24 protein-coding genes are annotated in these 20,915 nt (G+C 63.9%); 9 read left to right on the top strand and 15 right to left on the bottom strand.

Going from position 1 to position 20,915, the window contains the following annotated elements:
- Window positions 1-8 precede the first annotated feature (8 nt).
- The 5 genes from pstA to B5F88_RS04820 are packed head-to-tail and all read left to right on the top strand — an operon-like array spanning window position 9 to window position 4,730.
- The gene (pstA, locus tag B5F88_RS04840; RefSeq protein WP_087342314.1) at window positions 9-875 is read left to right on the top strand and encodes a phosphate ABC transporter permease PstA; all 867 of its coding nucleotides are present in this window, start codon (window positions 9-11) and stop codon (window positions 873-875) included.
- Between the two features lie 12 nt (window positions 876-887).
- Window positions 888-1,649, top strand: a complete 762-nt coding sequence (gene pstB, locus B5F88_RS04835) for a phosphate ABC transporter ATP-binding protein PstB (RefSeq protein WP_087342312.1) — start codon at window positions 888-890, stop codon at window positions 1,647-1,649.
- Between the two features lie 13 nt (window positions 1,650-1,662).
- Entirely contained in the window at window positions 1,663-2,307 is a 645-nt protein-coding gene (phoU, locus tag B5F88_RS04830; RefSeq protein WP_087342309.1) for a phosphate signaling complex protein PhoU, read from the top strand.
- A gap of 12 nt (window positions 2,308-2,319) precedes the next feature.
- Window positions 2,320-2,985: a response regulator transcription factor gene (locus B5F88_RS04825; RefSeq protein WP_087342306.1), complete on the top strand. Its 666-nt coding sequence runs from the start codon at window positions 2,320-2,322 to the stop codon at window positions 2,983-2,985.
- Window positions 2,986-2,999: 14 nt separating this feature from the next.
- Entirely contained in the window at window positions 3,000-4,730 is a 1,731-nt protein-coding gene (locus tag B5F88_RS04820) for an ATP-binding protein (RefSeq protein ID WP_087342303.1), read from the top strand.
- Window positions 4,731-4,865: 135 nt separating this feature from the next.
- Here the strand turns inward: B5F88_RS04820 and B5F88_RS04815 are convergent, their stop codons facing one another.
- Window positions 4,866-5,063 carry a hypothetical protein gene (locus B5F88_RS04815; RefSeq protein ID WP_087342300.1) on the bottom strand — a complete coding sequence of 66 codons (198 nt, stop codon included), beginning with the start codon at window positions 5,061-5,063 and terminating at the stop codon, window positions 4,866-4,868.
- Between the two features lie 103 nt (window positions 5,064-5,166).
- Here B5F88_RS04815 and B5F88_RS04810 point away from each other — a divergent pair, with 103 nt between their 5' ends.
- Window positions 5,167-5,340 carry a ribbon-helix-helix domain-containing protein gene (locus B5F88_RS04810; RefSeq protein ID WP_087342297.1) on the top strand — a complete coding sequence of 58 codons (174 nt, stop codon included), beginning with the start codon at window positions 5,167-5,169 and terminating at the stop codon, window positions 5,338-5,340.
- Between the two features lie 29 nt (window positions 5,341-5,369).
- On the opposite strand, the gene B5F88_RS20165 is transcribed toward B5F88_RS04810, so the two are convergent.
- The 11 genes from B5F88_RS20165 to B5F88_RS04760 form a co-directional block, all read right to left on the bottom strand.
- A complete protein-coding gene (locus B5F88_RS20165) occupies window positions 5,370-5,540 on the bottom strand; it encodes a putative motility protein (RefSeq protein ID WP_140402055.1) in 171 nt (56 codons plus the stop codon).
- Window positions 5,541-5,630: 90 nt separating this feature from the next.
- Window positions 5,631-7,025, bottom strand: coding sequence for an asparagine--tRNA ligase (gene asnS, locus B5F88_RS04805; protein ID WP_087342295.1), 1,395 nt, complete (start codon window positions 7,023-7,025; stop codon window positions 5,631-5,633).
- Between the two features lie 86 nt (window positions 7,026-7,111).
- Complete coding sequence (locus B5F88_RS04800; RefSeq protein WP_087342292.1) at window positions 7,112-8,512, bottom strand: APC family permease; 1,401 nt, start codon at window positions 8,510-8,512, stop codon at window positions 7,112-7,114.
- A gap of 86 nt (window positions 8,513-8,598) precedes the next feature.
- The gene (locus tag B5F88_RS04795; protein WP_087342289.1) at window positions 8,599-9,105 is read right to left on the bottom strand and encodes a hypothetical protein; all 507 of its coding nucleotides are present in this window, start codon (window positions 9,103-9,105) and stop codon (window positions 8,599-8,601) included.
- Window positions 9,102-9,377: a hypothetical protein gene (locus B5F88_RS04790; RefSeq protein WP_087342286.1), complete on the bottom strand. Its 276-nt coding sequence runs from the start codon at window positions 9,375-9,377 to the stop codon at window positions 9,102-9,104. The genes B5F88_RS04795 and B5F88_RS04790 overlap by 4 nt, the downstream gene beginning before the upstream one ends.
- A 7-nt stretch (window positions 9,378-9,384) precedes the next feature.
- Window positions 9,385-9,681: a hypothetical protein gene (locus B5F88_RS04785; protein ID WP_087342283.1), complete on the bottom strand. Its 297-nt coding sequence runs from the start codon at window positions 9,679-9,681 to the stop codon at window positions 9,385-9,387.
- Window positions 9,682-10,518 carry a DUF3021 family protein gene (locus tag B5F88_RS04780; RefSeq protein WP_087342280.1) on the bottom strand — a complete coding sequence of 279 codons (837 nt, stop codon included), beginning with the start codon at window positions 10,516-10,518 and terminating at the stop codon, window positions 9,682-9,684. It lies immediately after the preceding gene.
- A gap of 15 nt (window positions 10,519-10,533) precedes the next feature.
- A complete protein-coding gene (locus B5F88_RS04775) occupies window positions 10,534-10,968 on the bottom strand; it encodes a LytTR family DNA-binding domain-containing protein (RefSeq protein WP_087342277.1) in 435 nt (144 codons plus the stop codon).
- A gap of 96 nt (window positions 10,969-11,064) precedes the next feature.
- Window positions 11,065-11,265 carry a helix-turn-helix transcriptional regulator gene (locus B5F88_RS04770; protein ID WP_191398081.1) on the bottom strand — a complete coding sequence of 67 codons (201 nt, stop codon included), beginning with the start codon at window positions 11,263-11,265 and terminating at the stop codon, window positions 11,065-11,067.
- On the bottom strand, window positions 11,265-11,672 hold the full coding sequence (locus B5F88_RS04765) for a hypothetical protein (protein WP_087342274.1): 408 nt from the start codon (window positions 11,670-11,672) through the stop codon (window positions 11,265-11,267). The genes B5F88_RS04770 and B5F88_RS04765 overlap by 1 nt, the downstream gene beginning before the upstream one ends.
- Before the next feature lie 96 nt (window positions 11,673-11,768).
- Complete coding sequence (locus tag B5F88_RS04760) at window positions 11,769-12,530, bottom strand: hypothetical protein (RefSeq protein ID WP_087342271.1); 762 nt, start codon at window positions 12,528-12,530, stop codon at window positions 11,769-11,771.
- A gap of 123 nt (window positions 12,531-12,653) precedes the next feature.
- Here B5F88_RS04760 and B5F88_RS04755 point away from each other — a divergent pair, with 123 nt between their 5' ends.
- The 3 genes from B5F88_RS04755 to B5F88_RS04745 all read left to right on the top strand — a co-directional run bounded on the left by B5F88_RS04755 (window position 12,654) and on the right by B5F88_RS04745 (window position 16,994).
- Window positions 12,654-13,736 carry a PfkB family carbohydrate kinase gene (locus B5F88_RS04755; RefSeq protein ID WP_087342268.1) on the top strand — a complete coding sequence of 361 codons (1,083 nt, stop codon included), beginning with the start codon at window positions 12,654-12,656 and terminating at the stop codon, window positions 13,734-13,736.
- Window positions 13,737-13,759: 23 nt separating this feature from the next.
- Complete coding sequence (locus B5F88_RS04750; protein ID WP_087342265.1) at window positions 13,760-14,683, top strand: pseudouridine-5'-phosphate glycosidase; 924 nt, start codon at window positions 13,760-13,762, stop codon at window positions 14,681-14,683.
- Between the two features lie 208 nt (window positions 14,684-14,891).
- Complete coding sequence (locus tag B5F88_RS04745; protein ID WP_087342262.1) at window positions 14,892-16,994, top strand: 5'-nucleotidase C-terminal domain-containing protein; 2,103 nt, start codon at window positions 14,892-14,894, stop codon at window positions 16,992-16,994.
- An 87-nt stretch (window positions 16,995-17,081) separates the two neighbouring features.
- On the opposite strand, the gene B5F88_RS04740 is transcribed toward B5F88_RS04745, so the two are convergent.
- The 3 genes from B5F88_RS04740 to ablA all read right to left on the bottom strand — a co-directional run bounded on the left by B5F88_RS04740 (window position 17,082) and on the right by ablA (window position 20,777).
- The gene (locus B5F88_RS04740; protein ID WP_087342259.1) at window positions 17,082-17,870 is read right to left on the bottom strand and encodes an OAM dimerization domain-containing protein; all 789 of its coding nucleotides are present in this window, start codon (window positions 17,868-17,870) and stop codon (window positions 17,082-17,084) included.
- The gene (locus tag B5F88_RS04735) at window positions 17,867-19,435 is read right to left on the bottom strand and encodes a lysine 5,6-aminomutase subunit alpha (protein WP_087342258.1); all 1,569 of its coding nucleotides are present in this window, start codon (window positions 19,433-19,435) and stop codon (window positions 17,867-17,869) included. The genes B5F88_RS04740 and B5F88_RS04735 overlap by 4 nt, the downstream gene beginning before the upstream one ends.
- 88 nt (window positions 19,436-19,523) lie before the next feature.
- The gene (gene ablA / locus B5F88_RS04730) at window positions 19,524-20,777 is read right to left on the bottom strand and encodes a lysine 2,3-aminomutase (RefSeq protein WP_087342256.1); all 1,254 of its coding nucleotides are present in this window, start codon (window positions 20,775-20,777) and stop codon (window positions 19,524-19,526) included.
- Window positions 20,778-20,915 lie beyond the last annotated feature (138 nt).

Below are 20,915 nucleotides of genomic sequence, written 5' to 3'. Positions count from 1 at the left end.
ATACTGTGATGGAAATACAGCCTCTCTCCGGAAAACGGAAGGCCTATGACCGCATCCTGCGGTTTCTGCTCTACTTCTGCGCGGCCCTGACCTGCGCCCTGCTGGTGTTCATCATCGGCTATATCTTCGTCAAGGGTCTGCCCCACGTGACCTGGGAATTCCTCTCCACTGAGCCCAGCTTCATCAAGGACACCATCGGCATCCTGCCCAATATCCTCAATACTGTCTACCTGGTGGTAATGACCCTCATCATCATCCTGCCTCTGGGGGTGGGGGCGGCCATCTATCTGACCGAGTACGCCTCCAACCGCCGGTTTGTGGCCGCCATTGAGTTCGCCACCGAGACCCTGACCGGCATCCCCTCCATCATCTTCGGCCTGGTGGGTATGCTGTTCTTCTGCCAGCTGATGGAGTTGCAGGCCTCCCTGCTGGCCGGTTCCCTCACCCTGGTGATCGTCACCATCCCCACCATCATCCGCACCACCCAGGAGTCCCTGAAAACCGTGCCCCAGTCCTACCGGGAGGCGGCCCTGGGCCTGGGGGCGGGCAAGTGGCACATGATCCGCACGGTGGTGCTCCCCTCCTCGGTGGACGGCATCGTCACCGGCTGCATCCTGTCGGTGGGGCGCATCGTGGGCGAGTCGGCCGCGCTGCTCTTTACCGCCGGCATGGGCATGAGCCTGAACAACTACTTCGCCTCTGTGGATAACTTCCTCCACTCCTCCGGCGCCTCCCTCACTGTGGCACTGTATGTGTACGCCCGGGAGCGGGCGGAGTTCGACGTGGCCTTCGCCATCGCCGCCATTCTGATGCTCCTCACCCTGATCATCAACCTCAGCGCCAAGCTGGTGGGCAAGAAATTAAAGAAAAAGTAAGGAGACCCCATTATGGATGAGAATATAGTCCTGTCTGCCCGGGATCTCGACCTCTGGTACGGTCCCACCCAGGCGCTGAAAAAGGTCAGCGTGGACATCCCCGAAAAGCAGGTCACCGCCCTCATCGGGCCCTCCGGCTGCGGCAAGTCCACCTTTCTGAAAACCCTGGACCGGATGAACGACCTGGTGCCCGGCATCAAGATCACCGGCTCGGTGCAGTACCGGGGCATGGAGATCTACGACTCCAAGGTGGATGTGACCTGGCTGCGCAAGCAGATCGGCATGGTGTTCCAGAAGCCCAACCCCTTCCCCATGTCCATCTACGACAACGTGGCCTACGGCCCCCGCACCCACGGCATCCGCAACAAGAGCCGCCTGGACGACATTGTGGAAAAGTCCCTCCAGGGGGCGGCCATCTGGGACGAGGTGAAGGACCGGCTGAAAAAGTCCGCCCTGGGTCTGTCCGGCGGCCAGCAGCAGCGGCTGTGCATCGCCCGGGCCCTGGCGGTGGAGCCCGACATCCTGCTGATGGACGAGGCCACCTCCGCCCTGGACCCCATCTCCACCTCCAAGATCGAGGACCTGATCTCCGACCTGAAAAACCAGTACACCATTGTTATCGTCACCCACAACATGCAGCAGGCCACCCGTGTGTCCGACAAGTGCGCCTTCTTCCTGCTGGGCCAGCTCATTGAGTTCGGGGATACCACCCAGCTGTTCTCCATGCCCAGGGACAAGCGCACCGAGGACTATATCACCGGCCGCTTTGGTTAAGAAGGAGTACGCCATGAGAAAGACCTTTGACGCCGAGCTCCAGGAGCTCAATTACGAAATGATCGACATGGCCGCCGCCGCGGAGGACGCCATCGACGTGGTCACCGAGTCCCTGGCCTCCGGGGACGACGAGGCCGCCAAGTCCGCCGTGGAAGTGACCCGCCATATGGACGAGATGGAGCGGGACATCGAAAACCGCTGCCTGCGGCTGCTCCTCCAGCAGCAGCCGGTGGCCCGGGACCTGCGCACCATCTCCGCCGCGCTGAAGATGGTCACCGACCTGCAGCGCATTGGAGACCAGTGCTCCAACATTGCGGAGATCTCCCTGCTGCTCACCGGCCAGAAGCAGACCTCCGCCCTGGCCCACATCCGCACCATGAGCCAGAAGGCGGGGGTGATGGTGAAGCGGGCCATTTTCGCCTATGTCAACCGGGACACCGACGCCGCCCGGGCGGTGATCGCGCTGGACGACGAGATTGACGAGCTCTTCCGCACCATCAAGGCAGAGCTTGTGGAGCTCATTGTGGAAAACCGCCAGGAGGCCGACCAGGCCATTGATCTCATCATCATCGCCAAGTACCTGGAGCGCATCGCCGACCACGGGGTGAACATCGCCCAGTGGGCCATTTTCTGCGTCACCGGCGAAATTCTGGGGTAAGGAAGTGATACCATGTCCAGAACCATCGCGGTGGTGGAGGACGACGAGAGCATCCGGGAGATGCTCCGCTACTATTTTCAATCGGTGGGCTATACCGTCCGGGCCTACGAGTCGGGGGAGGCGCTCTTTGAGGACGCCGGCCAGCCGCTCCCGGTGCTGTACATCCTGGACATCATGCTCCCCGGCATGGACGGGCTGGAGATCCTCCGCCGGCTCCGGGAGGGCCGGGAGACCAGCGAGGTGCCCGTGATCATGCTCACCGCCCGCTCCGCCGAGATGGACCGGGTCTCCGGCCTGGAGAACGGGGCGGACGACTACGTGGTGAAGCCCTTCGGCATCATGGAACTCCAGGCCCGGGTGAAGGCGGTGCTCCGCCGTACCCAGCGGCGGGGGGACCGGGTGCTCACCTGCGGCGAGCTGGAGATCGACCCCGCCGCCCGGGAGGTGCGCAAGGGGGGCAAGTTGGTGGAGCTCACCTTCAAGGAGTTTGAGCTGCTGCGCCTGCTGTGTACCCGCCGGGGGGTGGCCCTCACCCGGGACGAGATCCTCCAGGCCGTGTGGGATTACGACTACACCGGAGAGACCCGCACCGTGGACATGCACGTAAAGGCCCTGCGCCAGAAGCTGGGGGAGGATGTGATCACCACCGTCCGGGGCGTGGGCTATAAAATGTCCTAGTGGGAGGGACCTGCATGAAAAAACGTATCATCGGGGCCACGCTGCTCACCGTGGTGTGCGCCCTGCTTTTATCCAACCTGGTGGGGGTGCTGATCTTCTGCAGCCGGGAGATGGACGCCGCCCGGGATACCCTCCAGGAGCTGCTGGTGCTGATGGACGCCCAGAGCGCCGACACCGACCCCCAGGAGCTGGCCCGGCAGTTCAGCCAGGCCGCGCCGGGCAAGCGGCTGACCATCATTGACACCGACGGCACCGTGCTGGCCGACACCGGGGCCGACCCGGAGGGGCTGGAGGACCACGGAAACCGGCCCGAGGTGGAGTCTGCCGCCGCCACCGGCTGGGGGGAGGCGGTGCGCCACTCGGACACCATGGGCACCTCCATGTTCTACGTGGCCAAGAAATTCGCCGACGGCATGATCGGCCGGGCCTCCATGCCCCTGTCCTCCATTGACAGCCTGGTGGTGAGCAGCCTGTGGAGCGTGCTCATTGCCTCGGCGGCGGCCCTGCTGCTGGCCCTGCTGCTGGCCCGCCGCACCGCCAACCGGGTGGTGGCCCCCCTCAACGCCGTCAGCCAGGCCCTCCAGGGGGTGCTGGACGGCACCGGCAAGCCCGGCCTGGAGGAGTACCAGTCCGACGACGAGCTGCGGCCCATCCTGCGCTACATCGACAAGCTGATGGAGCGGCTGGGGGGCTACATCCAGTCCATCACCGACGAGCGGGACAAGGTGGCCCTCATTCTGGACTGCATGGCCGAGGGCCTGATCCTGCTGGACGAGGACGGCAGGGTGCTGGCCATCAACCGGGCGGCCCGGACCATCTTCGGCTTCCCCGAGGGGGAGGAGGACGACGGGGCCCTGCTGCTCACCCGCAGCCGCCGCCTGCGGGAGGCCATCCAGGAGTGCCAGCAGAAGCACGCCGGCGTGGTGCTGGACGTGGACGCCCTGGCCGAGAGCGCCCGCTCCCTGCGGATGTTCGTCTCCCCGGTGGCCGGGCGGCAGTTCGAGGGCCAGCCGGTGGGTACCTCCATCCTCATTTCCGACGTCACCGAGCTGAAAAAGGCGGAGGGGATCCGCAGCGAGTTTACCGCCAACGTGTCCCATGAGCTGAAAACCCCCCTGACCAGCATCAAGGGCTTTACTGAGATGCTCTCCAGCGGTATGGTGGCCTCCCCCGAGGATCAGAAGCGGTTCATTACCATGATCGGGGTGGAGGTGGACCGGCTCATCGACCTCATCAACGACATTTTGAAGCTCTCCGAGCTGGAGTCGGTGGCCATCGACCAGTGCAGCGAGCGCACCGACGTGCTGGAGGTGGCCAGGGAGACCGCCGATCTGCTCTCCCCCGCCGCCAGGGAGGGGGACGTGAGCCTGTCGGTGTCCGGCCTGTCCGCCGTGGTGGCGGTACCCCGGAGCCGGGTGAAGGAGCTGCTGCTCAACCTGATGAGCAACGGCATCAAGTACACCGAAAAGGGTGGCAAGGTGGACGCCGCCATCCAGCTCAAGGACAATCAGGCGGTGATCACCGTGACCGACAACGGCATCGGCATCCCGGCCGAGGCCCAGAGCCGGGTCTTTGAACGGTTCTACCGGGTGGATAAGGGCCGGGCCCGGAAAAACGGCGGCACCGGACTGGGGCTGGCTATCGTCAAGCATATCGTGCAGCTCTACGGGGGTACGGTGGCCCTGAAAAGCGAAGTAGGGAAGGGGTCTACCTTCACGGTTAAACTGCCGCTGGCAAAGGATTAAGGACGTGCGACCGCCCCTCCGGGGGGTACATCCAATAGGGGGGCCCGCAGGCCCCCCTGATTGGTCGTTTTAAGGAGGGGGTACAGGGGGAGGGAAATCGAAATCCCTCCCCCTGTTGATTCTTTCGCCCCTTTCTCATCGCTGAGAAAGGGGCCCGCCGGAGGCCGCCTTCTTTTGAGCATAACGGGAGCAAGCCGGGGTATCCGGCTTTTTTTCCCGGAGCCGGGGTTCGCCGCAGTGTCCGCAGGGGATGGGATCGAAGCGGTTGCGGGCCAATCTCACATAATGCTGGCGGAAATAGCGGCAGGACGAACAGGTCTTGTTTTCCTCCATTTATACCACCTCCAGGCATAATATACACCATATGCATACTATATACAACCCACTTGTTTCGGAAAACTGGTAATGCTATAGTGTGCATATAGGAGGTATTTAAATGGCGGAATCTGTGTTGGTGAACCGAAAGAAGTTCATTTCTTCCCTGGATAACAAGCTGGTCGAACCATTTAATGATCTCTCCGCAAAGACCCGGGTGCCCAAATCCAGACTGCTGGACGAGGCCATTGAGGACCTGCTGAAAAAATACGAAAAAAGGACGGCCGATCAGTGATCGGCCGTCCTTTTTGCTCTGATCCCAACTCAGGCCCAGACGTCAAAGCTGTACTGAGCCGGGGCGGGTACGGAGGCAACCATGTCGTTGATGAGGGAGAGTGCTTGACTTTCCGCGTCGTCCATGGACCGCTTCATCAGCGCGGTGCTGTAGGCGCCCTGGATCTGGGCGGTCTGCATGCCCATAATGCCCTCTACCATAGCGGTCACTCCTTTCTCACAAGATGGTGGATTGCTCCGATAGTAATATCGACCACGTAAATGACTTTGATAAGAGACAGGCCCGCCGAATTAGAAATCCGCGTTGCCCACGGTGCGGGGGTGGGGCAGTACGTCCCGGATGTTGGAGATGCCGGTGAGGTACATCACCATCCGCTCAAAGCCCAGGCCGAACCCGGCGTGCTTGCAGCCGCCGTACCGCCGCAGGTCGCAGTACCACCAGTAATCCTTGGGGTTCATGCCCAGCTCTTTGATGCGCCCCTCCAGAATGTCCAGCCGCTCCTCACGCTGGGAGCCGCCGATGATCTCGCCGATGCCGGGCACCAGACAGTCGGCGGCGGCCACGGTCTTGCCATCGTCGTTGAGGCGCATATAGAAGGCCTTGATCTCCTTGGGGTAGTCGGTGACAAACACGGGGCGCTTGAAGATCTGCTCGGTGAGGTAGCGCTCGTGCTCGGTCTGCAGGTCGCAGCCCCACTCCACCTTGTAGTCAAACTTGTCGTTGTTTTTCTTCAGCAGCTCCACCGCCTCGGTGTAGCTCACCCGGCCAAAGTCGGAGTTGGCCACGTGCTCCAGCCGCTCCTTCAGGCCCTTGTCCACGAAGGAGTTGAAGAAGTTGAGCTCATCGGGGCACTTCTCCATCACGGTTTTGATGATGAATTTGATCATGGCCTCGGCCACGTCCATGTCGCCCTTCAGGTCGCAGAAGGCCATCTCGGGCTCGATCATCCAGAACTCAGCGGCGTGGCGCTGGGTGTTGGAGTTCTCCGCCCGGAAGGTGGGGCCGAAGGTGTACACGTCCCCGAAGGCCATGGCGAAGTTCTCGGCGTTGAGCTGGCCGGACACGGTGAGGTTGGCGCTCTTGCCGAAGAAGTCCTGGCTGTAGTCCACCTGGCCGTCCTCGGTGCGGGGCAGGTTCTCCAGGTCCAGGGTGGTCACCTTGAACATCTCGCCGGCGCCCTCGCAGTCGGAGGCGGTGATGATGGGGGTGTGGACGTACACAAAGCCCCGGTCCTGGAAGAAGGTGTGGATGGCGTGGGCCGCCACGGAGCGCACCCGGAAGGCGGCGGAAAACAGGTTGGTGCGGGGCCGCAGGTGCTGGATGGTGCGCAGATACTCCACGCTGTGCCGCTTTTTCTGCAGGGGGTAGTCGGTGGTGGAGGTGCCCTCCACCACCACGGTGGCGGCCTTCACCTCCATGGGCTGCTTGGCCTCGGGGGTGAGCACCAGGGTGCCGGTGACGGTGAGGGCGGCCCCCACGTTCTGCCCGGCGATCTCCTTATAGTTGTCCAGGGCGTTGGCGTCCAGGACGATCTGCAGGTTCTTGAAGCAGGAGCCGTCGTTGAGTTCCACGAAGCCGAAGCCCTTCATGTCCCGGATGGTGCGGGCCCAGCCGGAGACGGTGACGGTCTGGCCGCCCAGGCGCTCTTTGTCGGCAAAAAGCTGTGCGATTTTGGTGCGTTCCATGTTCGTTCCCTCTGTTTCTGTAAAATGAAGTCTCAGTGGGGATTAGTATATCATTTTCCCCTGATTTTGCAAGGGGTTTTGGGCAATTACCGGCGCAGAAGGTCCCCGAAAATCCGCTTTTCCTGTTCCTGGCGGGATACCGACCGGTCCCGCCGGAGGTAGAGCCCCGCCCCCAGCGCCGCCAGCAGGGCGGCCAGGGCGTACTCCAGGCCGTCCAGAGCGCCGGGGCTCATGGGCAGCAGGATGTTGCCCGCCAGAAAGACCGACGCCGCGGCCCCCAGTACCGCCGTCATCCGTCCCCCCGGCATGGACACCGGGCGGCGCAGCTCGGGCCTGCTCCGCCGCAGCGTGAGCACCGCGGCGTAGGTCATCACCCACATGACGATGGTGGTGAGGGAGGCCACGTTGATGAAGGGGAGAAACAGCAGCTTGCCGGTGAAGGGGGTAAGTACCACAAAGGCGGCGGTAAACCAGATGCACCGGGTTGGGGTGGCGTATCTGGGGTGGAGCTTTGTGAATTTGGGGGATACCAGGGCGAATTGGGCCAGGCCGTACAGCATCCGGGCGGAGGAGTAGAGGGTGGAGTTCATCACCCCCACCGCCCCCACAAAGGCGGTGATCAGGAAGAGGGGCCGTACCCAGCTCTGGCCGGTGAGGCCCACCAGCACGTCGGCAAAGGGGGCGGTGCGGCCGATGGCCTCGGTCCAGGGCATACAGCCCGCCACGGCGGTGGACACCAGACACAGGATGCCGGTAACCAGAAACAGGCAGGTGATCAGGGCGGCCCCCGCTTTCCGGGCGGCGGGGCCGGTGGCGTCGGCGGCGGCCTTGGACACGGTCTCCCACCCGGCCACCGAGAACACCAGCAGGGACAGCAGGGCCGCCGAGCCGGAGAAGTTGAAGTCCAGGCCCCCGTCGGCGGCGTAGACGGCCGGGTCAAAGTGGGTAAAGCAGATGGCAAGGCCAATGGCGCACATCACCAGCAGTACCACCGTGGCGATTTTAGCCAGGGAGGCGCACACGTTGGCCCCCCGCAGCTGCACCCACAGGATCCCCCCGGCCAGGGCCAGCTGGAGGACCACATTGGGCAGGGTGACGGCGAATTCCCCCACGTGGTAGAGCACCGCCGTGGTTCCCAGGGCGGGAAACAGCCCGTCCAGCAGGGACACCGCCGCCAGATCCACCCAGCAGAACACGATGGTGTTCATCAAAATCCCCGCCCAGCCCACGGCAAAGCCGCCGCCGGGGCCGAAGGCGGCGTAGGAGTACACCACCTCGCCGCCGGGCAGGGGGAGCATGGGGATAGCCTCCATGTAGGCGAAGGCGAAGGGCAGCTCGATGACGATGCACAGGGCAAAGGCCACCGCCAGGTTGAGGGGTCCCCCCGCCGTCTCCAGCCAGGTGCCGGTGAGCAGCAGCCAGCTGGTGCCCAGCATACACCCCACCCCCATGGCCACCAGGCCGAAATAGCTGATGCCTTTCCCCATGTCAATCCCCCGTTCTCTGTGCTGCATACCTTACTATTATAATGCCCGCGGCACAAAGCTTCAAGCCTTGTGCCGCGGGCAGGCGCTCAGTAGTTGTACAGGGGGATCAGGAAGGTCCAGGGGGCGGTGACGACGGCCATGGTGAGGGCGACGATATGCCGCTGCCGTCCGTCCAGCAGGGTGCAGGACTTCATGGCCCGCTTGTCGAAGAAGTAGATGCACACCCCGGCAATGACCACCCCCGTCAGGGTGTACAGGAATCCGGGCAGGGTGCGGAAGGGGTTGAGGAAGGCCTGGGAGATGATACTGTCTATCCAGGAGCCCACGGGCTCCGGCAGCAGGGAGAGATACCAGCAGCCGAAGAGGAACAGCGCCCCGATGAAATCGGCCAGAAAGCCCAGCAGCCAGAACTTCCACCACAGCTTTTTCAGCACCGCCTTTTTCTGGGTGTGCTTTAAAACCGCCAGGGTGAGCAGCAGCACCGCGCAGTCGATAAGCAGGTTACCCGGCAGGGTGATGATCCACACCTGGGGGAAGAAGTACAGGATCCAAATGGGCAGCAGAACATTGTACAGCTTGACATCCCGTTTCACGGCGCTCTCTCCTTTCCACGGCAGAGCCGCCATCCTGCCAGCCAGCCCAGGAGGATGGACACGCCGATTATTACCCACAGCAGAACCCCCAGCTCCCAGAAAAAACCGCCCAGCAGCCACTCGTACACGCTCCCCGCCAGAGGAATGGCCAGAAAGCCCAGGGGGAACAGGATGAGCCGCTGGAACCGCCGTTGGGTCAGGCGGCCCACCAGCAGGGTGAGGGCCAGTGTGCCCACCAGAGGCCCCCAAAACATCAGCAGGAGCATCTCCATGTTTTCATCACACTCCCTTCCTCAGGCAGAATCTCCACCCCACCAGCCAGCCCAGAAGGATGGCCCCGCCCACGGCGGCTGAGTACAGCACGGCCAGCTCCCAGAAGGACAATGGCCCGTGGGGCGTCAGGTACTGCTCTGCGGCAACGGTCAAAGGAATGGCCAGCAAGCCCAGGGGAAGCAGCCGGAGGGGGCGGAACCGCCGCCGGGTCAGGCGGCCCACCAGCAGGGTGAGAGCCAGTGTGCCCACCAGCGCCCCCAGGATCGGCGCGCCCCCTGTCATCAGCAGATACAGCCGCTCCATTCAATCCCCCTCCTTTTTTCTGGGGTAGGCCCCCGCCGCCACCCCCAGCAGAGCGGAGCCAAAGGCGATGGCACAGAAGAGGATCAGCACGGTGTAATTATAGAGGAGAAAAACAGCGGCCAGCATTCCCACCCCGCACACCACCGGGTAGAGGGGACAAAACCCGTGGCGCTTGCCCAGCCACATGCCGGAGGCCAGACAGCCCACAGGCAGCAGCAGCTGGGCGTAGATTGTGCCGCTGAGCAGGGGCATACCGCTGCCCTCCAGCTGCCGGAGCAGCCAGGGCACCCCCAGGCACAGGGCCAGGGCCAGAGGGACATAGGGCAGGGTCTCCCTCCACTTCAGTGGGGAGGAGCCGGGAACCAACCCCAGCTTTGCCCGGATGGCGGCCACCTCGGCGTACCAGCCCGCCCACCGCACCAGCCAGATCAGCAGGTAAACCGCCGCCAGCAGCGCCAGATACACCACCAGGGGGACCACCTTTCCCCAGTTCCAGCCGCACAGGCACACCAGCAAAGTGAGGACCCCGGCGGTGGCGGCGAAGTGGGCCAGGGAGCGGCGGACCAGGGTGGCCCCGTCGTCGGCAAAGGGGAGGGTGGATACTCCCACCACCGCCCCCATCAGAAAGTACAGCCCCAGCTGCACCGCCAGGGCGGCGGGGCCCGCCAGCCGCTCCAGCTCCCAGCTCACCAGCCGGAAGGGGGCGTGGGTCCCCGTGGCGAGGAGCCCGCCGCTCACCAGGTCGTTGAACAGCCCGCCCACCGGAACCAGCACGGCCACGCCGATGAGCCCTCCGATGAGGATGCGGACCAGCCACTGTTTTTGTCTGTCTGTCACGGGATTTCCCCCCTTTCAAAGCCCCAGGGCCTCCTTGATCTTCTTCACGTACCGCCGGGAGACGTAGCACACCGTATCCTCCGCCAGGGTCATGCGGATGGTGCCGGTGAGGGACAGGTCCAGGGCGGTGACCTTCTCCAGGTTTACCAACTCGGAGTGGGAGATGCGCACAAAGGTGTGCCGGTCCAGCTTGCTCTCCAGCTCGTACAGACGCTCCTTCAGGTCGTACACCCCCTGGGTGGTCTGGACCTTTACCCCCTTCTCCTCCCCGTAGCAGCGCAGGATCTCCGACGCCCCCAGGGGAACGGCCACGTCCCCCCGCCAGCCGGTGAGCACCCCGCCGCCCTGGAGCCGGACGGCCAGGGCCTTGACCTGGTCGGTGAGGGCGGGGGCGGTGATGGTCACCGAGATTTCCCCACAGCCCGGCTCAATGTGGATATCTACCTTCATGCCGCCCCCTCCTTTCACCCCCAATATAGCGAAAAAGGGGCCGTCTGTCCACGGTTTTCGGACAGACGGCCCCTTTGGGTGGATAAATGGTCAGGCTTACTCCTCCCGGAAGGTAAAAACCTCCTCCACGGTGCGGCCAAATACATGGGCGATGTCCATGGCCAGCTTGAGGGAGGGGTTGTACAGCCCCTTCTCCAGCCTGCTGATGGTCTCCCGCCGCACCCCCACCAATGCGGCCAGCTGGCTCTGGTCCATCCCCCGCTCCTGGCGGAGGGCGCGGATCTTCGTCTCCAGCATCAGCCCGACCACCTCTCATAGGCCAGAAAGAGCAGATCCTTTGCCAGACACACGGAGGAAAAAATCACCAGCAGCTCGCCCTTGCCGATCAGAACGGTGCGCCCGTCCTTGAGCAGGAAAAGCCCCGCCCCCATGGCCAGGAAAAAGAGGGTAAACAGGGCGGCGTTGGTGCGCCGCTCGTTTTCGGCGGAGCGCTCATCCCCCTTCTCGGTGAACAGGCCCAGGGTGGTGCAGACCACCACCACGCCGGCCGCCCCCAGCAGCACGGCGACAGCTATCCGGACGGGAAAGGGCAGACCCCGGACAGGGAAGAAACGGGCGCACAGGCCGGCGGACAGGATCAGCGCCCAGCACAGAGCGCCCAGCTGCCGGTTGCGGGTGAGGGAGATACGCTTGGACAGATACATATGACACAGCTCCTTTTGTGATATATTTGTATCTTATGTGAGGAATATATCACAACAGAAACCGGGTGTCAAGGGAAATGTGAGAAATTTATCACATCATGAAATAGCCTCGTAGCCTATGGTGTAGCTCCAGCTGCCGTCCTTCCCCATTTTGGCGGTACAGTCGCCGAAGGCGTACGCCCCCAGACCGGAGGCCCACTTGTCCGCCTGGAAGGTGCCGTCGGCGGAGCCGGACAGGGTGAACAGACAGCCGTTGCCGTTCCAGCTCAGGTTTTCCCCGTCGATGTAGCCCTCCTCCACCAGCTCCTCCCAGGTGCCGGTCATGGGCATCAGGCCGTGGGCATTGCCAAAGGCCCAGGTCACGGCGGCCTTTTCGCTCTCGCTCAGGTCGGTGAGCTCCGAGAGATCCACCGCCAGCTCCTCCAGATTGGTGTTCAGGCCGGGGTCCACCTCCCACAGGTGGGAGAGCACCTGGAGATAGAGCCCGCAGCGGTCGTCCCGCTCCGTCTCGGTGTGCTCCACCGCAGTGACGTTGGAAAACTGACAGGGGAAGGACTCCATCACCGCCTCGTAATAGACGTTGATCAGCTCCCCGTTTTCCACTGGGCGGTCCAGAGAAACGCCTTCGGTATTCAGGACGTAGACCTCACCGGAGGTCCCGTCGTTGGCCGCCAGCACCAGCTCCCCGGTCTCCGCACCCGCCACCACCCGGAAGGTGGCAAACCAGGGGGCCCCGTCCACCAGGACTGCGGATGTGTCCGCCGGGCTCTCCGACGGCAGGGCGGCTCCGTCCGCCGGGCCGCACCCGGCCAGCAGGGCAAGACAAAGGGCGACGAGCGGCAATGCGGTTTTTTTCATGGTCAGTCCCTCCTTTTTTCTTTTTTGGACGAAATCGTTTCTAGAAAGTTCCCAAAGGGGGTTGACAAGACTGTGTAATAAGCATATGATTAGTATATAGATAAATGTTTAGGAGGCGATGCCATGACCCAGCGGGAACGGCAGATCCTCAAGTGGATTGAGGAAAATCCGCTGATCTCCCAGCAGGAGCTGGCGGACAAGGCGGGGATCACCCGCTCCTCGGCGGCGGTCCATATCTCCAACCTGATGAAGCAGGGCCACATCGCCGGGAAGGGATATATCGTCCGCACCGCCCCATACGCCGTGGTGGTGGGGGGCGTGAATATGGACATCGGCGGCCGGTCTCACAAGGCCCTGGTGCCCGCTGACTCCAACCCCGGCCAGGTCCGCATGAGCCTGGGGGGCGTGGGGCGGAACATCGCCCACAACCTGGCCCTGCTGGGGGTGGACGTGCGGCTGCTCACCGCCTTCGGGGACGATATGAACGCCCAGCGCATCGCCGCCAGCTGCGGAGAGCTGGGCATCGACATCAGCCAGTGTCTGACGGTGCCGGGGGCGGCCACCTCCACCTATCTGTTCATTGCCGACGAGCAGGGGGACATGGCCCTGGCCGTCAGCGACATGGAGATCTACGACCATGTGACCCCCGCCTTTCTGGCGGGCCGGGCCCGTCTGCTGCAGAACGCCCAGGTGATCGTGGTGGATACCAATATCCCGCCGGAGTCCATCGCCTGGCTGGCGGAGAATGTGAAGCTGCCCATCTTTGCCGATCCGGTGTCCACCGCCAAGGCGGAGAAGCTGCGGCCGGTGCTGGGCAGGCTCCACACCCTCAAGCCCAACCGGCTGGAGGCCGAGCTGTTGTCCGGCGTGTCCATCACGGATCAGGAAAGCCTGGACCGGGCGGTGGACGCCCTGCTGGACACCGGCCTGCGGCGGGTGTTCGTCAGCCTGGGGGGCGACGGGGTGTACGCCGCCGACCACCAGCAGCGGCTCCACCTGCCCTGCTGCCCGGGCAGGATGGTGAACACCACCGGCTGCGGGGACGCTGCCATGGCGGCTATCACCTGGGCCTATCTGGAGGGCACCGGCCTGGAGGGCACCGCCCGGGCGGCCATGGCCGCCGGGGCCATCGCCATGGAGAGCGGCGAGACCATTAACCCTGATATGAGCGCCCGAAGCCTGAAGGCCCGGGCGGAACAACTGTGATTATAAGTATGGAGGGAATCAAGATGAATCTGAATCAGTATCTGGACGTAGCCCCCGAAGTAGCTGCCGCCGTGGCCGAGGGCAAGCCCGTGGTGGCCCTGGAGTCCACCATCATCTCCCACGGCATGCCCTATCCCCAGAACGTGGAGACCGCTTTGAAGGTGGAGCAGATCATCCGGGACTGCGGCGCGGTGCCCGCCACCATCGCCATCCTGGGGGGCCGTCTGAAGGCCGGCCTGTCCCATGAGGAGATCGAGTATCTGGGCAAAAAGGGTCAGGACGTGACCAAGGCCAGCCGCCGGGACCTGGCGGTGCTGGTGGCCCGGAAGGCCGACGGGGCCACCACCGTCACCACCACCATGATGATCGCTCACATGGCGGGCATCCAGATCTTCGCCACCGGCGGCATCGGCGGCGTCCACCGGGGAGCCGAGACCACCATGGATATCTCCGCCGACCTGGAGGAGCTGGCCTCCACCCCGGTGATGGTGGTATGTGCCGGAGCCAAGTCCATCCTGGACCTGGGCCTGACCCTGGAGTACCTGGAGACCCACGGCGTGCCCGTGCTGGGCTACGGCACCAAGGAGCTGCCCGCCTTCTACACCCGCAAGAGCGGCTTTGAGGTGGACTACCGTATGGACACCCCCGAGGAGCTGGCGGAGGCCTTCCACGTGTCCCGGCAGCTGGGACTCACGGGCGGTATGCTGGTGACCAACCCCATTCCCGAGGAGTTCGCCATGGACCACGACGTGATCAACCGCGCCATTGACGAGGCCATTGCCCAGGCCAACGCCCAGGGCATCCACGGCAAGGCCACCACCCCCTTCCTGCTGGCCAAGGTGAAGGAGCTCACCGGCGGAGACAGCCTGGATTCCAACATTCAGCTGGTGTTCAACAACGCCCGCCTGGCCGCCCGGACCGCCGCCGCCCTGTGCAAGCTGGGCTGAGACAGATCGACTTTTTTCCCCCGTGGGACTTGTCCCACGGGGGTTTTGCCATATTTACGTAACAATATTTCTTTTTCTTTACATTCGACCGGATGCCATTGCATCCCTCAGATTCCAACCTTATAATGAAACTGTCAAAAAATACGCAGCCCTTGCCGGGATCCTGGCGGGGAAGCGCAACCTTTTATATGGAAAAGAGGCGATTGCTATGGCTGATAAACGGAGCGTTGTGGTCCGGGCCTTTGCCCTGCTGCTGGCAGCCGCCCTGCTGCCCGGCGCCGCCGCTCTGGCGGCTGAGCCGGAGGAGACGCCGTCTGTGGCCGCCATTTATACCACGGGCGAGATGCGCGGCAGCATATACAGCAAGGATCCCCTGACCGGACAGAGCGAGACCAGCTCCTATTTAAAGGTATCCGCCGCCATGGCCGGGGAGCGGGAGGAGATGGACGGCGCGCTGCTGCTGGACAGCGGCAACGCGGTATATACCGGCCTGACTGGCGAGAACGGTCAGGCGGTGGCCCAGGTCCTCCGGGCTGTGGGCTATGACGCCCTGGTGCCCGGCGTGGAGGAGTTCCGGCTGGGCAGCGGCTACCGGAGCCAGCTGTTCCGGACCCTGGAGGATACACAGGGCGACGGTACGCCGGTGGATGTGCTGTCGGCCAACCTGCGGGACGGAGCGGGCGAGGAAAATCTGATTGCCCATTATCAGGTGTATGCCCTGCCGCTGGGAGATACCCAGGTCCGGGTGGGCGTACTGGGGCTGAGCGGGATGGAAATTGCCCAACAGCTGCCCCAGCGGCTGTATGGGGATGTGTCCTTTGTCCACCCGGCCAACAAGGCCAAGACCTATACCTGGGAGTGGGAATACTGGCAGGAAGAGCTGGAGGAGGACTGCGACCTGACGGTGGTGGTGTGCCAGGCTGACCGGGATACCCTGACCCAGTTTGCGGCGGAGACCACCGGCATTGATCTGCTGGTGGGCAGCGGGACCGCCGCCCAGGCGGACAGCCTTCCAAACAAAGAGGGGGAACCGGTCTCCTATATCTGCGGTGGAGGCACCGCCCTGACCCGCACCCTGGTCACCATGGATGAGGAGGGGAACCCCGTTTTGGGGGAAAGCGCCCTGTTGCGTCTGGAGGACTATGAGGAGGACGAGGCGCTGGCCCAGCTGGTGGCGCCCTCCTATGCCGCGGCGGAACAGGCGGCCGGCCAGCGAGTGGCAACCCTGTCGGGCGACTGGGACGGCAGCCAGGCGGCCGCCCGGCAGACCGATACCGGCGATTTGGTGGGGGAGGCCCTGCTGTGGGCCACCGGCGCGGACGCTGTGCTGCTCTCTCCCGCCTCCTTTGGGGAGGTGACCCCTGCCGCCCTGTTTGAGAAAAAAAGCAGCACCGCCGCCCTGACTCTCGGGGACTGTGCCAAGCTTCTTCCCGATCCCAGCCCGGTGGTGACGGTGGAGCTCACCGGCGCCCAGCTGCGCCAATGGCTGGATACCTGTGCCCAGTGGTATACCGTCACCGATGCGGGCCAGCCCGCCGGTGGAGCGGAGGCTGATTTCCTGTATGGGATGAACTATGAGCTCTACCTGGGCAGCGAGCCGGGGAAACGGGTGAATTTCTTCACGGCGGACGGCTTTCCGGTGCAGGACGAGCAGGTCTTTACCGTGGCGGTATCCGCCGCCCGGCTCCGCGACCCGGAGTTCCCGGCATGTACCGTCACCTGGTCGGCGGCGGCGGACAAGGACTATGCCAGCCAGGGCGGCAGCGCCGCCGCGCTGCTGGCGGCCTATGCCAGAAACGCCACCAGTGAGAACCAAACGCTGACGCATATCCAGTCCAGCACTTGGTCGGTTTACGCCGGGGCGTACAACGCCTCCCTCACCCGACTGGAGTTTGTAGAAATGCTCTATGAGCTGGCCGGCCGGCCCCAGCCCGGCGCCAACATGGCCTTTATCGACGTGGAGCGCAGCAACGCCGTCGTCTGGGCGGCGGAGACCGGCGTGGTCAGCGGCGACGGCCGGGGCAATTTCCTGCCCCTGACCTTGGTGACCCGGGAGCAGGCCGCGGTAATGATTTACAACTATGTCCGTTCTCTGGGCGTGGAGGCTCCCCAGACCTCGAAGGTGGATGAACTGCTGGATGCGCCGGCCATTTCCGCCTGGGCCCGGCCGGCAGTGGAGTTCTGCCTGGCCGAGGAGATCCTGCCCGCCACCGGCGTGCGGGAAGACCTCTATCTGCCTGATACACCCATCACCCGCATGGACGCCACCTTCTATCTGGCGGCGCTGGCGGACTATCTGGAAGAGATGTAATCAAACAAAATGCAGGACGGCGGGGCCCCGATGGGGCCCCGCCGTCCTTTGCAGAGAAAAGAGGGGAAAAGAGAGGAGAAACAAAATTTATTTGCCCAGACGGCGCACCATTTCCTTGGCGCAGAAGGTGGCCACGTCGTCGGCGTAGGTGCCGGCGCCAAAGCCGGCGTCATAGCCCAGCTCCTTGGCCAGAGCGTGGGTGATGCGGGCGCCGCCGCAGCAGAAGATGTACTTCTCGCGGACGCCCTCAGCCTCGGCCAGCTCGATGAGCTCGGTCAGGTTCTGGATGTGCACGTCCTTCTGGGTGACGGTCTGGGAGACCAGCAGCACGTCGGCGTTGACCTCGGCGGCCTTCTTGAGGAACTCCTCGTTGGGCACCTGGGAGCCCAGGTTGTAGGCCTCGATCATCTCGTAGCGCTCCAGGCCGTAGTGGCCGGCGAAGCCCTTCCGGTTCATGATGGCGTCGATACCCACGGTGTGGGCGTCGGTGCCGGTGGAGGCGCCCACCACCACCAGCTTGCGGCCCAGCCGCTCCTTCAGGAACTCGTCGGTCTCGTGCATGTCCATGGCCTCGTCAGCCACAGTCTGCACCACGATCTCATTGTAGTTGATAGAGTGGGTCAGAGAGCCGTACACCACATAGAAGGTGAAGGCCTCGTCCAGCTTCTGCCGCAGCGCCACGTTGGGGTCGGCCAGGCCCATCTTCTGGGCCACCAGCACGGCGGCGGCGGCGCCCTTGTCGTCGTCCTTGACGGGCAGGGTGAAGGAGAGCTGCACCTTGCCGTCGTTCATGGTGTCGCCATAGGGTTTCAGCCGGGTCAGATCCAGAGTGGTGTCCAGATCTTTGTCACGAATCTGATACAGTCCGGAACTCATTTGCCGGCACCCCCTTTCATCATGGGCTCAAGGAAGGGGTTGAAATACCCGGGCGCCTTGCTTACGACGCCTTCCAGGCCCTTGCCGCCGTCCCGGGGCCGCTTGATGTCGGCGAAAATGCCCCGCTCCAGGGTCTCGAAAATACCCAGCTGCTCGATCTGGCCCAGCAGGTCGGTGGCCTTGTGCAGCACGTCGGCCGCACGGTTCTGCATGATGCCGCCTTCCTTAAATACAATCTCGCTGCCCAGGTCGTGCATGGTGCGGAAGATGTACTGAGCGTTCTGGATGGCCAGGAAACGGTCGGACAGGAAGGGGGTGTGAATGGCCTCGGTCATCATGCCCAGCAGGTGGATCTTCTGGTTGGTCAGGATGGTCACCATGTTGAACAGGGCGTCCTGCACCTGGCCGCGGAAGATGTTGCCGGTCATGAACTTCGTGGGAGGCATGTACTTCAGCGGGGCATTGGGGAAGATCTCCCGGGCCATTTCGGCCTGGGCCAGCTCGTACAGGAAGCCGTTCTCCACGTCGGGGTCAATCTCAAAGGCGTGGCCCAGACCCATCTGCTCCTCGGGCAGGCCGGCCCGGAGGGCGAAGGCCTCGTTGAGGAACTGGGAGGCCAGCACGGTGTGGGCCTCTTCCACCGCGTCGGCGGTGGTCAGGTAGTTGTCCTCGCCGGTGTTGATCACCACGCCGGCGTAGGCGTTGATGGCCCGGGAGAAGGACTGGTCGATGAGGGTGCGCTGCATGTTGATGTCCCGGAACAGGATGCCGTACAGAGCGTCGTTGAGCATCACGTCCAGGCCCTCGAAGGCGCCCATGGCGGCGATCTCGGGCATACACAGGCCGGAGCAGTAGTTACACACCCGGATGTAGCGGCCCAGCTCCTCGCCCACCTTGTCCATGGCCTCACGCATCAGGCGGAAGTTCTCCTGGGTGGCGTAGGTGCCGCCGAAGCCCTCGGTGGTGGCGCCATAGGGCACGTAGTCCAGCAGGGACTGGCCGGTGGTGCGGATGACGGCGATGACGTCGGCGCCCTGGCGGGCGGCGGCGGTGGCCTGCACCACGTCCTCATAGATGTTGCCGGTGGCCACGATCAGGTAGATCCAGGGCCCCTGCTTCTCGCCGCCGTGGGAGGCGATGAAGTCCTCGCGGCGCTTGCGGCGGGCGCGGATCTTGGCCAGGCTCTCCTCCACGATGGGAGCCAGAGCGGCGTGGATCTCCGCCTCGCCGTGGGCGGGAACGGCGGTCAGGTCCAGCGCACCGTTGGCCACGTCCTCGGCAATGGCCTGGGGGTTCTTGCCGGTCTCCACCATGGCGTTGCCGATCCAGAAGGCAGCGCCCTGGGGCAGGCCGCCCTTTTCCAGCAGGTGCTCCACCACCACGTTGGGCAGGGGCACTTCGCCGGCGTCCACACCGTCGATGCCCAGCAGACGGCAGATGGTGCGCTCCACGGCCACGGTGGTGCAGCCGTCGATGAAACGCTGGGTGTCGTCAGCCACCCGGGAGGCGTGTGCCCGGGCCTGCTCCACCAGCTTAAAATCAAGATTCAGCTTGGATTCCAACATCGATCACTTCCATTCTTTGTAACTGAATAAACGGGGGCAAGCGGACCGTCGCCTGAAAGCGGCGGTCCGCTGTATGCCTCGTGTAAGATTACTCCTCGTGGTGGGAGCGCTTATGACGCTCCAGACCGGCGGGCTCCATGGACAGAGCCTGACCACGCTCCAGACCGGCCACGCCCATGAGCTCCTTCTTCTTCTTGCCGGTGCAGTAGTCGCACTGGCAGTCGGTGTAGTGCTCGGGCTCGGTGTAGGTGGTGATAACGCCCTCGTAGTTGCGCAGGATGACCTTCTTGGGGGTCTGGGAGATGACGTACTGGGGCATAACGGGGGTCTTGCCGCCGCCGCCGGGGGCGTCCACCACGAAGGTGGGCACGCAGAAGCCGGAGGTGTGGCCCCGCAGGCCCTCGATGATCTCGATGCCCTTGCTGACGGGGGTACGGAAGTGCTCCAGGCCCATGGACAGGTCGCACTGATAGATGTAGTAGGGACGCACACGGATCTTGACCAGCTCGTTGACCAGCTTCTTCATGGTGTAGACGCAGTCGTTGATGCCGGCCAGCAGCACGCTCTGGTTGCCCAGGGGGATACCGGCGTCAGCCAGCATGGCGCAGGCCTTGGCGGACTCGGGGGTGATCTCGTTGGGGTGGTTGAAGTGGGTGTTCAGCCAGACGGGGTGATACTTCTTCAGCATGTTGCACAGCTCGGGGGTGATGCGCTGAGGCAGCACCACGGGGGTGCGGGAGCCGATGCGGACGATCTCCACGTGGGGGATCTCGCGCAGCTTGGCGATGATGTACTCCAGGCGCTCGTCGGAGCAGAGCAGCGCGTCGCCGCCGGAGAGCAGCACGTCCCGGATGACGGGGGTGTTGCGGATGTACTCGATGGCCTGATCCACCTGGTCCACCGGCAGGCCGGCGTCGTTCTGGCCGGCGAAGCGGCGGCGGGTGCAGTGGCGGCAGTACATGGAGCACTGGTCGGTGATGAGCAGCAGGCAGCGGTCGGGATAGCGGTGGGTCAGACCGGGAGCGGGGGAGTCCTCGTCCTCATGCAGGGGGTCCAGCAGGTCGGCGGCGGACTGATGCAGCTCCTTGCCGGTGGGAACGGCCTGCAGCCGGACGGGATCGTGGGGATCGCCGGGCTGGATCAGGGACAGATAGTAGGGGGTGATGGCCATGCGCAGGGTACCCAGGCAGGCCTTGACGCCCTCTTCTTCCTCAGGAGTCAGGTCCACGTACTTCTTCAGGTCCTCCAGGGTCTCGATGCGGTTTTTGACTTGCCAATGCCAGTCGTTCCACTCTTCATCGGTCACGTTGGGAAACAGGATCTTGCGGCGGGACTCTACCATAACAAGGTCATCCTTTCTCAATCAGTGTGGGGATGCGAGATCCGCGGGCCAGGCTTCCATACCGAAACGGCGGCGAAGGACAGGGTTGGGGAGGAGGAGTGTCTCCACCGGCGCCCGGGCCGGATGCGGTGCCACGGG

The organism is Flavonifractor sp. An306 (assembly GCF_002159455.1).
GTDB lineage: Bacteria > Bacillota > Clostridia > Oscillospirales > Oscillospiraceae > Flavonifractor.
This window is presented reverse-complemented; position numbering and strand designations above follow the sequence as displayed.

Coding starts and splice junctions, on each gene's coding strand:
- pstA (WP_087342314.1), top strand. CDS start 9: ATGGAAATACAGCCTCTCTCCGGAAAACGGAAGGCCTATGACCGCATC.
- pstB (WP_087342312.1), top strand. CDS start 888: ATGGATGAGAATATAGTCCTGTCTGCCCGGGATCTCGACCTCTGGTAC.
- phoU (WP_087342309.1), top strand. CDS start 1,663: ATGAGAAAGACCTTTGACGCCGAGCTCCAGGAGCTCAATTACGAAATG.
- B5F88_RS04825 (WP_087342306.1), top strand. CDS start 2,320: ATGTCCAGAACCATCGCGGTGGTGGAGGACGACGAGAGCATCCGGGAG.
- B5F88_RS04820 (WP_087342303.1), top strand. CDS start 3,000: ATGAAAAAACGTATCATCGGGGCCACGCTGCTCACCGTGGTGTGCGCC.
- B5F88_RS04815 (WP_087342300.1), bottom strand. CDS start 5,063: ATGGAGGAAAACAAGACCTGTTCGTCCTGCCGCTATTTCCGCCAGCAT.
- B5F88_RS04810 (WP_087342297.1), top strand. CDS start 5,167: ATGGCGGAATCTGTGTTGGTGAACCGAAAGAAGTTCATTTCTTCCCTG.
- B5F88_RS20165 (WP_140402055.1), bottom strand. CDS start 5,540: ATGGTAGAGGGCATTATGGGCATGCAGACCGCCCAGATCCAGGGCGCC.
- asnS (WP_087342295.1), bottom strand. CDS start 7,025: ATGGAACGCACCAAAATCGCACAGCTTTTTGCCGACAAAGAGCGCCTG.
- B5F88_RS04800 (WP_087342292.1), bottom strand. CDS start 8,512: ATGGGGAAAGGCATCAGCTATTTCGGCCTGGTGGCCATGGGGGTGGGG.
- B5F88_RS04790 (WP_087342286.1), bottom strand. CDS start 9,377: ATGGAGATGCTCCTGCTGATGTTTTGGGGGCCTCTGGTGGGCACACTG.
- B5F88_RS04785 (WP_087342283.1), bottom strand. CDS start 9,681: ATGGAGCGGCTGTATCTGCTGATGACAGGGGGCGCGCCGATCCTGGGG.
- B5F88_RS04775 (WP_087342277.1), bottom strand. CDS start 10,968: ATGAAGGTAGATATCCACATTGAGCCGGGCTGTGGGGAAATCTCGGTG.
- B5F88_RS04770 (WP_191398081.1), bottom strand. CDS start 11,265: ATGCTGGAGACGAAGATCCGCGCCCTCCGCCAGGAGCGGGGGATGGAC.
- B5F88_RS04765 (WP_087342274.1), bottom strand. CDS start 11,672: ATGTATCTGTCCAAGCGTATCTCCCTCACCCGCAACCGGCAGCTGGGC.
- B5F88_RS04760 (WP_087342271.1), bottom strand. CDS start 12,530: ATGAAAAAAACCGCATTGCCGCTCGTCGCCCTTTGTCTTGCCCTGCTG.
- B5F88_RS04755 (WP_087342268.1), top strand. CDS start 12,654: ATGACCCAGCGGGAACGGCAGATCCTCAAGTGGATTGAGGAAAATCCG.
- B5F88_RS04750 (WP_087342265.1), top strand. CDS start 13,760: ATGAATCTGAATCAGTATCTGGACGTAGCCCCCGAAGTAGCTGCCGCC.
- B5F88_RS04745 (WP_087342262.1), top strand. CDS start 14,892: ATGGCTGATAAACGGAGCGTTGTGGTCCGGGCCTTTGCCCTGCTGCTG.
- B5F88_RS04740 (WP_087342259.1), bottom strand. CDS start 17,870: ATGAGTTCCGGACTGTATCAGATTCGTGACAAAGATCTGGACACCACT.
- B5F88_RS04735 (WP_087342258.1), bottom strand. CDS start 19,435: ATGTTGGAATCCAAGCTGAATCTTGATTTTAAGCTGGTGGAGCAGGCC.
- ablA (WP_087342256.1), bottom strand. CDS start 20,777: ATGGTAGAGTCCCGCCGCAAGATCCTGTTTCCCAACGTGACCGATGAA.